9 protein-coding genes are annotated in these 10,756 nt (G+C 43.0%); all 9 read left to right on the forward strand.

The annotated features are described in order from the left end of the window. Positions 1-49 precede the first annotated feature (49 nt). Positions 50-217 (forward strand): GIY-YIG nuclease family protein, encoded by a 168-nt coding sequence (locus tag Q0993_RS21930; protein WP_367279636.1) that lies wholly within the window; start codon positions 50-52, stop codon positions 215-217. A gap of 7 nt (positions 218-224) precedes the next feature. Continuing rightward, positions 225-1,391, forward strand: a complete 1,167-nt coding sequence (locus Q0993_RS17075) for a GspE/PulE family protein (protein WP_299535346.1) — start codon at positions 225-227, stop codon at positions 1,389-1,391. 58 nt (positions 1,392-1,449) lie between these two features. Next, positions 1,450-3,474, forward strand: coding sequence for a hypothetical protein (locus tag Q0993_RS17080; RefSeq protein ID WP_299535348.1), 2,025 nt, complete (start codon positions 1,450-1,452; stop codon positions 3,472-3,474). A 6-nt stretch (positions 3,475-3,480) separates the two neighbouring features. After that, complete coding sequence (locus Q0993_RS17085) at positions 3,481-4,911, forward strand: PilN domain-containing protein (RefSeq protein ID WP_299535350.1); 1,431 nt, start codon at positions 3,481-3,483, stop codon at positions 4,909-4,911. Continuing rightward, a complete protein-coding gene (pilO, locus tag Q0993_RS17090; RefSeq protein WP_299535353.1) occupies positions 4,908-5,447 on the forward strand; it encodes a type 4a pilus biogenesis protein PilO in 540 nt (179 codons plus the stop codon). Before Q0993_RS17085 ends, pilO begins: the two co-directional genes overlap by 4 nt. Beyond that, positions 5,447-5,926: a hypothetical protein gene (locus Q0993_RS17095; RefSeq protein WP_299535356.1), complete on the forward strand. Its 480-nt coding sequence runs from the start codon at positions 5,447-5,449 to the stop codon at positions 5,924-5,926. The genes pilO and Q0993_RS17095 overlap by 1 nt, the downstream gene beginning before the upstream one ends. Next, positions 5,923-6,342 carry a type IV pilin protein gene (locus Q0993_RS17100; RefSeq protein WP_299535358.1) on the forward strand — a complete coding sequence of 140 codons (420 nt, stop codon included), beginning with the start codon at positions 5,923-5,925 and terminating at the stop codon, positions 6,340-6,342. Before Q0993_RS17095 ends, Q0993_RS17100 begins: the two co-directional genes overlap by 4 nt. A 9-nt stretch (positions 6,343-6,351) precedes the next feature. After that, positions 6,352-6,990, forward strand: a complete 639-nt coding sequence (locus tag Q0993_RS17105; RefSeq protein ID WP_299535360.1) for an A24 family peptidase — start codon at positions 6,352-6,354, stop codon at positions 6,988-6,990. Positions 6,991-7,171: 181 nt separating this feature from the next. Then, positions 7,172-10,756 (forward strand): hypothetical protein (locus Q0993_RS17110; protein ID WP_299535364.1); only part of this gene is annotated, 3,585 nt, incomplete at its 3' end.

Raw genomic sequence — 10,756 nt, forward strand, 5'->3', positions numbered from 1 at the left:
GGAGCTAAATAAGAAGGACTAATTAGCGAAGCTGATTAGTCCTTTTTTTATGAGTGTGAATTATTTCTTATACATATTGCAATCAGAAGTAAAAGAAACTTTCTATATTGGTAGTTCGGATGACCTGGTTAGGCGATTGGGATATCATAACTCAAAAAGCAAGTTATTTACTTATCAAAGAAATCAATTATTATTAGATAAAATAATTGTTAAGTAAGGTAGGTATGCGAAAAAAGTTCTCAGGTTCGGTTATCACACAGGTCGATCAAATCATTCAACATGCTATTGAGCTTGGTGCGAGTGATATCCATTTAGAACCCTTTGAAACTCAGTACCGTCTGCGTTATCGAATTGATGGGGTGCTGCAGGAAATGGCTGTACTTCAAATGAATCAGAAGGAAGCCATTATTTCCCGTTTAAAGATCATGGCGGAACTGGACATAGCCGAGAAAAGACGCCCTCAGGATGGAAGAATAAAGATAAGAGCTGCTAAAGGGTCAGATATAGACCTCAGGGTTTCCACTTTACCTACTCAGTATGGTGAAAAAATTGTAATGCGGATTTTAGATAAGGGCTCTTTGGAATTAAAGTTAGAGACACTGGGATTTTCAGAAGAAGAACTAACCACATTCAGGAAAGAAATCAGTAATCCTTATGGAATGATTTTGGTAACCGGGCCAACGGGATCAGGAAAAACAACCACGCTTTATTCTGCCTTAAATGAGATCAATTCCACAGATGTAAACATCACCACTATTGAAGATCCCATTGAGTATAACCTGGAAGGGATTAATCAAACACAAGTACACGAAGAAATTGATCTGACTTTTGTAAATATTCTCCGTGCTATTTTAAGACAGGATCCAAACATTATTATGGTGGGTGAGATCCGGGATCGCGAGACTGCAGAAATTGCTATACGGGCAGCATTAACAGGTCATCTGGTATTTTCTACACTCCACACCAATGATGCGGCATCCGCAGTTTCCAGGTTGGTGGAAATGGGGATTGAACCCTTTTTGGTTTCATCATCGGTACGTTTGGTAATTGCTCAGCGTTTGGTACGGAAAGTCTGTATGCATTGCAAGAAAGAATATAGTCCTGATAAAGCCATTCTTAAAGAATTGAACATATCTGAGGGTCAACTTCTGTACAAAGGAGAAGGTTGTGATGAATGTAATCAAACAGGGTATAGAGGCAGAACCGCACTTATTGAACTGCTTAAGATAGATGATGCCATTTCCAATAAGATATCTCAACAAGCGAATGCTTCTGAAATCAAGTCAAGCGCAGTGTTATCCGGAATGAAAACACTCAGGGAAATGGGTATTGAGAAGTTAAAGCAGGGGTTAACAACGGTTGAAGAAGTGTACAGAGAAACATCGCAGTAAACTTAATAGTGTAAGTTCAGTAAAAATTTTCTATTCTGTGAAAGAAAAATACTATAGTATGCTACAGGTAAGAAAGGGGATTGTAATTGGTTTCCTTTTTATGTTATCGGGAAGTCTGCAGGCACAAGATTTGGCCGGGCAAGCAGATACTTCCTCCACAGATTCATTGCAAAGAATTGAATACCTAAAGTCTATTATCGATTCGAACAAGGTTCAGTTAAATTTTGATTACCTGCCTGAAAACGCATTCGAACAAACCGAAGATATAGATACAAAGAATATAGATGCCCGTGATTTCCTGAGGGGTTTTGGACGTGTATATGGCCTCAATATTATCGTTGATAACCGGCTTAGTAAGCGAATAACACTTAGTTTAAGCAATGTTCCTATCATTGAGGCTTTGATTATTATTTGCCAGGATAATGGATTGAGGCTGGTGCAATCGGGGCAGATTTTCCGGGTTTCCGAGTATATCGAGGCAGAGCCTGAGCCCGAAGTTATAGAACCGGAAGTTTCATTCAGCAATGGAATGCTCAATCTGGATTTGGCAAATGTTGAACTGGAAACGTTTATAAAAAAGCTGGCTCAGGAAACCAACCAAAATATTCTTATCAGAAATGGAGTAAGAGGAACTGTTAGTGGATATTTACAGAATATAGAATTTGAAGCAGGCTTAAATACAATTCTGGCAAATAATGGTTTTTCATTAAGAGAAAACGATGGTGTTTTTGTTGTAGATCGGATTGGTTTCCGGGCAGGAGAGGGAGACCAAAATTCTTCCGGAACCTTTTGGATTTCCATTGATGAGGAAAATAAAATTTCAATGGATGTGGTAGATGCAAATATCGTTGACATCATCCGAGAGATTGGTTATCAAACCGATGTAAGTATGATTACTTATGGTTTGCCCGACAACAGGATTACTGCAAAAACCAATAATCTTTCCATAGACCAAACCCTCAATTATTTATTCAGAGGAACATCGTTTACATACCGAAAAGAAGGGGAAATTTATATTATCGGTGGAAAGGAAACCAGCGGGATCGCTTCGAATAAATTAATCCGGTTAAAGCACATCCGCTCGGATGTTGTTATAGAATTGGTTCCGGAATCCATAAAGCGTGATGCCTCCATTCAAGTGGTAAAGGAGCAAAACGGGCTAATGGTAATCGGCACCAATGACATTATTTTGGAGTTGGAAAGTTTCATAGCAGAAATAGATTTTCCAAGCCCCCAGATTTTGATTGAAGCACTGGTTGTTGATGTACGAACTTCGGATATGTATCAGCTCGGGCTTTCGTTGGCCCAGGGGGTAGCTCCTGATTCCAGCTATATAAATAATCCGTTTACAGCATTTTTTGGACAAGGTGGAGATCAGCAGGGCGGATTCTCTGCTCAGGGAAGAGGAAACGATGTGAACAATGCACTTGCCTCAGGAGGTAATCTTTTTGGGATTGCAAACCTTGGGGTACTTCCCAATGACTTTTTCTTCCGGATTCAGGCATTAAATCAGGAAGGGGTGGTCAACATCCGTTCCCGTCCTCAGATTTCAACCCTTAACGGATATACAGCAAGTATAGAAGTAGGGACTACTCAGTATTTTCTTCTTACAACCACTACTCCGCTTCAATCACCCAATCAAATTGTAACACAGGAGACTCAACGGTTTGAAGAAATAGAGGCCAATGTTTCGTTGGAAATTACTCCATGGGTAAGTGCGTCAGGGGAAGTAACTACAGAAATTCGCCCGGAGTTTAACACTCCTGTTGGGGGATTCAACTCCGATGTGCCGCCAACTATAAACAGCAGGGTGCTAGATTCAACAGTACGGCTCAAAGATGGAGAAACCATTATATTAGGCGGGCTTATACAAGAGTCGGAAAGCGAGAATATTAACAAAGTTCCTATTCTCGGCAGCATACCTTTAATCGGAAGGCTGTTTCGAAATAAGAGTACCAGTCTGATTAAGTCTGAGTTAGTAATTTTTATTACTCCACATGTGTTTTATGGAGACGGTAATGACAAGGAAAGATGGAAAAACCTGCGTGACGATCTCGATCTTAGCATAGACAAAGACAACTAAAGAAGTATGAATATTCCCTATCTGGAGAATACTACGGTTGGTATTGATGTCTCAGAAAAAACATTAAAATGGGTTGAGGCGAACAAGTTTGGGAACAATATCAGTGTAAAATCTTCCGGAACTTTAAGCTATGATAGTTCCGAAGGAAGCCTGAAGAGGGCTTTGGAAGAAATGAAAGGATTCATTAAAGCCGATGTTTTTAAAATAGCTGTTTCCAGCTCTAATATTCTTTTATCAGTTTTAACCGAAGATATTCCCTTTTTTGATAGTGAAGAAGAACGTTTTGATTGGGTAGAAAAAAGAGTACACGAGATTGAGGCGGATCAGGATAAGCCTGTACATATACTGTCTCAGGTTTACGAAATAGATGAAGACTATGCCCGGTGTATTTTCCAGATAGCAGACCAGAAAAAAATACAACGATTAGAAACCGTTTTTCGGGAAGCAGGCTTAGGCGTACATTTTGTGTATTCAGGTTGTTTGGAGGGAGCATATACGCAAATTAAAGAACCGGATTTTACAGACGGACTCTCTTTTGTACTGATGCCGGAGGCAGATCGTTCTTATTTGAGTTGTTACAGTAACGGGATGCTTAGCAACTTTTTTATTTTGGATGCAGGCTTTAATGAACACCCGGAGCGGTTAATCAAAGATGCAGAATCGATTGCACAAACAGAAAGTCTCAGCCTTAACAAAGAAGAGACCATACCTCTGATTTCGGTACCTGAATACCATAAGAAATTCTTTTTAGAGGGAGGAAAAGAAGAGAGCGTTGAGTTTATAAATCCCCGGATTAGTAAGAACGCTAATCTTGAAAATGAATACGTAACGGCATTGGGACTTTGCATCAAATCATTTTATGAAGGCCTGGATAGATTTGACTTTATAGCAGGATCTGAGAAAGCAAACTCGTTGGTTCGATTTTATAAAAAAGCGTGTATAAAAGTAGCGGTTTTGCTTTTTGTTCCACTACTAATAATAATGCTGCTGAGCTATTCGGTGCATTCGTACCTGGATTATGAGTTAAGAGAAATAAATCAAATCACAGAAAAGGTCGCTGACAAACTTGAACTGGTTCGTGAAAAAAGAGTGCATTTAGTAAGTACGTATGACGACTTTAACCAGGTCAAAAACCTGATTGAACAAAGAGTACATTCAGCCCGGATTTTTGAAGTCATCAATAAGTCTGTTTCATCTAATATCTGGTTGACTTCGATGGATGTAAAGAAGAGTAGAGAAGGGTATTCACTTGTGCTGGTTGGCGAAGCAAATAGCTCTGAAGCGGTTACCGCAATGATGCGCAAACTTGAACAGAATAATGCAATCAGTTCGGTGCAATTAATTTCATCCGCCGCTATTAATGATCGCTCTCGCGGCAACACAGAAGAACAAACCGGAGCTTTGGGCTATGAATTAAGAGCTACATTCAAATCATGACTAATCAACAAAGCATACAAATATGGAAAATAAGTAGCGCTGCGGTATTAGTCGGCTGCATAGCTCTGGTTGTATATGTGGTATTGCCTTATATCTCAAATACATTAGAAAAGTATCAAATTTACAGCAGCCAAAAAGAAAGCCTGGAACTTGTCGGGGATTGGTCGGAGCAGTTAGAAGGATTAGAGGAGAAGCAAAAAGTTCTTGATGAGAGCTTAACATCTATGTACATCGGGCTTCCGAAAGAGCAGGAATTTTCTACCGTAATTGCCTCGTTATTTTCAAAGGCAAGAACATCCAACGTAAACATTGTAAAAATTGAACCCTCCGAAAGTCAGCCCCACCAAGGGCAATTAAAGAAAAAGTTCAGTTTGGAATTGCAATCAGAATATCATCAGCTGGCGAGGTTTATCAACCGTGTTGAGCAGGGAGATTACTTAATCAATCTTCAGCAGATGAGTATTAGCAGTAATCCACAATCAGGTACTGTTTTGGAAAGCCGGGTTGAATTTGAACTAACCATGCAGGGGGAATAGTGATGAAAGAATTCCTTGAAACTGCACCGGGTAAAATCTTATTATTTGTTGTTGTAATTGGCGTATGGAGTGTAAATTTTCTCAACTTTTCAGAGATTATAAGCTCTGGTAACGAAACGGTGAATCGCGATATCAGAGAGATATCCATCGATGATTTAGTAATGCCTGTTTCGAATGTGTACCGGTACAGGCCTGTATCCAGAGATCCTTTTAGTCCCAATAACAGAGTTATAGTTTCATCGCCAGTCAGAGAAGAACAGCGGCAACCTCAGGAACAACCGTTCAGAAGACCCGATCTTTCCCTCGCAGGAATTATTGGAGAAGTTGCGGTGATAACCGATGCAAGAGGGGAAAGTTACTTTGTATCCAGGGGTGATAGTTTGGTAAGTTCCTTAGTAGTAGATGTAAAACGAGATTCCGTGATATTAACCAGCAGAAATAACAGATTTGTGTTAACATTAAACACTTCAAAGCAATGAAAAAGATATTCTATCAATTTAAAAACGAAGAAGACGGGTTTTCATTAACCGAGCTACTCATCGTGCTAGCCATTATCGGAATATTGATAATGATTGCCGTTCCCATTTATCAAAACGTAACAACCCGTGCAAAAACAACAGAAGCAAAAACACAGCTTAATTTCCTGCATACCTTACAGCGAGTATATCATTTAGAGAACGATACCTATGCCACAGAATTTGAAGCTATCGGATTTGAACAGGAGAAAATGATCACAGAAGGAGGGAAAGCCAGGTACACCATAGAAATTGAGTCTGCGGGCCCGCAAAGTTATGTAGCTACGGCCACTTCCATTATCGATTTTGATGGAGATGGAGTATACAACAAATGGCAGGTTGATGAAGAAGGAAAAGTGGAACAAGTAGTTCCCGATTAATTTTCTGAATTGAGTTATTCTTTTTTAATAGCCGTTTTACTGGGAGTTGCGGGAAGCTATCTTTGTTATTTCAGGTCTTCATTGCTTTCACACAATATTCATGAATTAGCCACTGAAAAGTTAAAATGGGTGTGGAGTATTTGTACGTGTATTGTAGTTCTGGCTTTGTGGTGGTTGTTTGATGTATATCTTGAAGCCTCGTTACCACTTTTATTTTTTTCTATTCTGGTTTTTTTCATTGCCTGTATTGATGCCTACAGCTATATCATTCCTGACCGTTTGCTTATCATAGGGGCAATTATTCCGGTTATCAGCTTAATCCGGAATGTTGAGTTCGAACCTATACTTTCAGCAATATCTGTGATCATAATTGGAGGGTTAGTGTACTACCTTTCAAAAAGATTCTGGGATAAGACAGCATTTGGTATCGGAGATATAAAACTCATTGCAGTGATCGCATTATTTTCAGGATGGGAGTTTTTATGGATCCTTTACTTCGCGATAATTTTAGGTGGTTTATTTGCCTTGACAGGAATTCTTTTTAACAAATTAAAACGCAGCTCAAAAATTCCTTTTGCTCCCTTTTTATTTTTGGCATTTGTAATCCATTATTTAGCACCAGGTCTGTTGCATCTCTGTATTCGTTAAGCTAATTTTGTTAGCTTTTTTTAACAATCTTATTGTTTTAGCTGGCTATGGCATCCACGAGAGTTCTTTTTCCTGCCAAGGGAAAGTCGATGGATCAGATAGGTGGTTTATTAGGGAGAAAATTCAACTTAAAGTTACTAATTAAGAACACACACGTAGCAACACTATGATAAACCTGAGTATGTTTTATCGAATCCGAAACAAATACACATTACTATTAATTATGGCCATGAGCTTTATGCTATACTCGCAGGATGCGAAAGGCCAGCAACACGACACGATTGATTTGTTAGACATTTCGATGGGTTCGCCGGAAACCTCAGAGTTGGCCAAATATGGAAACTTGCAGGTAAGCATGTATAAAGGAGTTCCCGACATCTCTGTTCCCATTCATACCCTTCAGCTAAAAGGATTTAGCCTGCCCATTGCGTTAAGCTACGATAACAGCGGAATTAAAGTAGATCAGATTGCCACCAATATTGGGCTGGGGTGGTCGCTGCAAGCCGGGGGGCAGATCACCAGTGCCATCTACAGCATGAACGATATAGATAATTCCTTAGAAACAATGGTTACCAACCCCTCTAATTTGAATAACTTTGATCCCAATGAATGGATTGGAGGTACCTCCACAATAGGTAAAAGCGATTACGATTTTGCTTATGGTATCTTTGCCGGGCCATTAGGAGGCCCCGGGGTCGAAAAAAATATCAAGCCCGATGTATTCTACTTTAATTACCCCGGCGCCAGTGGAAAATTCCTTATGAATGGGACTGCCTACTCGGTACCCTATAACAATCATGACATCGACTTTAACGGGAAGAGTTCGGGGTTTACGGTCACCGATATGCATGGCAATGAATATATTTTTGATAAGCTCGAAGAAAGCACGAGCCTGCAAGACCTCAACGCCTGTTTTGGAGGGCTGGGTAGCGGTAACCCCGATCCCGACATCGGGATCAATGTACACTACACCTGGCATTTAGGTAAGATTATAACCGCCAGCGGCGATGAGGTTGTGTTCACTTACGATAACTCGCAAACCGCCTATACCTACCACGATGGAGAAATAGAACAGTTATTTGAAGAACGCACCCTGGGGGGAGCTACCTGTCCGTCTGTGAACAGCTCCAACGACTCTCACTACTCTTGTAAGACTAAGAAAACCGTGCAACCATTGCGCCTGGAAAAGATTGAGCATGTACGTTCCGGGCAATCGGTAGAATTTAAGTACAATAGCACGGCCCGGGCCGACTTTGGAAACAGTACCTACACCAAAATGGACTCCATTATTGTAAAGCAGCACGGAAACACTTTTAAGAGATTTGCCCTGGATAACGCTGCCTACTTCTCCACAGGATCTACCAAGGAAAAGAAACGTCTAAAACTGGAAGGTATCACCCAGGTAGGTATGCCCGGGTATGAATTTGACTACAACACCTCCGGTAATCTGCCCGAACGGCTGTCTCGTAATCAGGACCACTGGGGCTATTACAATGGAGCCTTCAACACAACAATGGTACAGGATTTTGCCGGCATTAGCGGTGGAGACCGCAGCGTAGATACTTCAAAGGTCGGTTACTGGTCAATGGAAAAAATGACCTATCCCACCGGAGGCAGCACTGTGTTCGATATGGAAGGCATCCCCACCGGGGGCGGACAGCGAGTAAAAACTATTTACGATCTTGATGTCATGGGCAGTATCGTTGACGCCCGCCACTACAGCTATGAGATCCAAACCTTTGGCAGCTTCGACTATCAGGAAGACTACGAAGTGTACCTGGATACTGATTCCTACGGCAGCCCTTCCTGTACTTACTACATGTATACCTCCAACAATATTTTACCTGTGCATGTGATGGATGCACCTGATTTCGGGTTTAGCAAAGTAACTGTGGAATACGGCAATAGTGGAGTAAACGGGAAAACCATCTACGAATACGCTACTACCCTGAGCGACTTAACAACCTCCGGAGTAGGCGATGAAGGTGCTCTTTCCTGGGGGCGGGGAGAGCTGATCAAAACCACCCATTATAACGCTTCTGATAATCCTTTAACCGAGACCGAACGTGAGTTTGAAGTAAAACGCACGGCTAACTCCCTGTTTAATACCACCACCACCACCAACGAAAAATATTTTTATGGACTTGATATACAGCTTAAGCGTCCCGAACGTGAAGTGAGCAGTGGAGGAGAAGGAGGAGAGGGTGAAGGAGGAGTCATTGGTTCCGGGGTATCTACTACGCTTCCCGCCCGCTTTGAGGTAGAGAAATACCGGATTGTTTCTGCCTGGTATCACCCCAGCAAAACTACAAAAACGGTGTACGACCCAGCCAACTTCGCCAACTACATCACCACAACCACCGAATACCAATATTTAAACAACGATATGGTGTCCCAAACCACGGAGACCAATTCCCGGTCTTTGGAGGTACGCACCACCCACTACGCCTACGCCCACCAGCAGTACCCGGGCATGGCCACGGCGAATATGCTCGCCCAGCCCTACTCGGTAGAAGTAAAGAACGGAAGCGCCACCCTGGCCAAGAACTGGACGCAGTGGACCAACTCCTCCTCCATCTCCCCGGGCTCTAAATGGAGACTGCATAAAACCTGGCAATGGGAAGGCTCCTCGCCCGCCGATGGCAGCGCCCCGGCCGCCCCCACCAGCGAAGCGGTGCTCCTGTCCGAGGTAAAAACCTACGACGCCTACGGCAATCCAGTTGAAGTGCAGGATGCCGGGGGAATACAAACCTCCTACGACTGGAGCGAAGAAGCCACCACGCCGGTAGGCGTGTTCCGCAATGCTGCCAAAGAACACGTATTCGCCCACAGCTTTGCCTTAGAAGGGCTGGACGGGTGGCAAACATACGATGCTTCCAACAGCGTGGCTACCACATGGAGCCTCGAAGGCGGCAAGCTCAAAATGCACCACCCCGGCAACACCGGTTCCAACTGGAGCACCGACTATGTAAAAGAAAGCTTAGTGAATGAGATCACATCAAGAGCTGTGATAGAAATGGACGTCACCGCAGGCCCGAGTGATCAGTGGTCCTTCATAATAGGAGCCGGGGGGAACTCTTACTCAGGAGGAAATGGAGGCAGCGAAAACCTCATCTGGGCAGGATTTTACTATGGTTCCTGGAGAGCCTATAACGGGTCCTCCTGGGTTGTAATCAAATCCGGATTTGTGGAAGGGGAAACCTATCATTTAAAAATAGTCGCCGACCCGGCCACAGACAAAGTGGACTACTTCGTAGATGGTGAAAAACTACAAACAGCCCTATCCGGCCGAACAAACACCTCTGGTATTAGTGTACTCAGCTTGGGTAATTATGGTCGCCCTTCCAGTGTATCCGATTGGTACATCGACAATGTGCGGGTGTATCCCGAAGCCGCTCAGGCCGCCAGCCAGGAAATCGACCCGCTGTTCCGGGTTCCGGTAGCGATGAAAGACGCTGCAGGCGCCACTAGTCGCTACGACTACGACAACTTTGGCCGGCTTACCAAAGTATATAATGCCCACGGAGAACTAATCACCACCAACAGCTACCACTACTCCCTGGATAGCCACTCCAGCTACACCGCCAGCGACCCCAACCGGGTAGAAAGCTGGACCCACTACGATCCCGCCAACCCCTCCAACGTCACCAAATCCGTGCAATATATGGACGGGCTGGGCCGTCCGATCCAAACCCAGCTGCGGGCCGCCAACGGCACAGCCATCCTCACCGACACCCGCTACAACAACCGTGGGCTCCCTGAGGTA

The organism is Ulvibacterium sp. (assembly GCF_028285715.1).
Classification (GTDB): Bacteria; Bacteroidota; Bacteroidia; order Flavobacteriales; family Flavobacteriaceae; genus Ulvibacterium.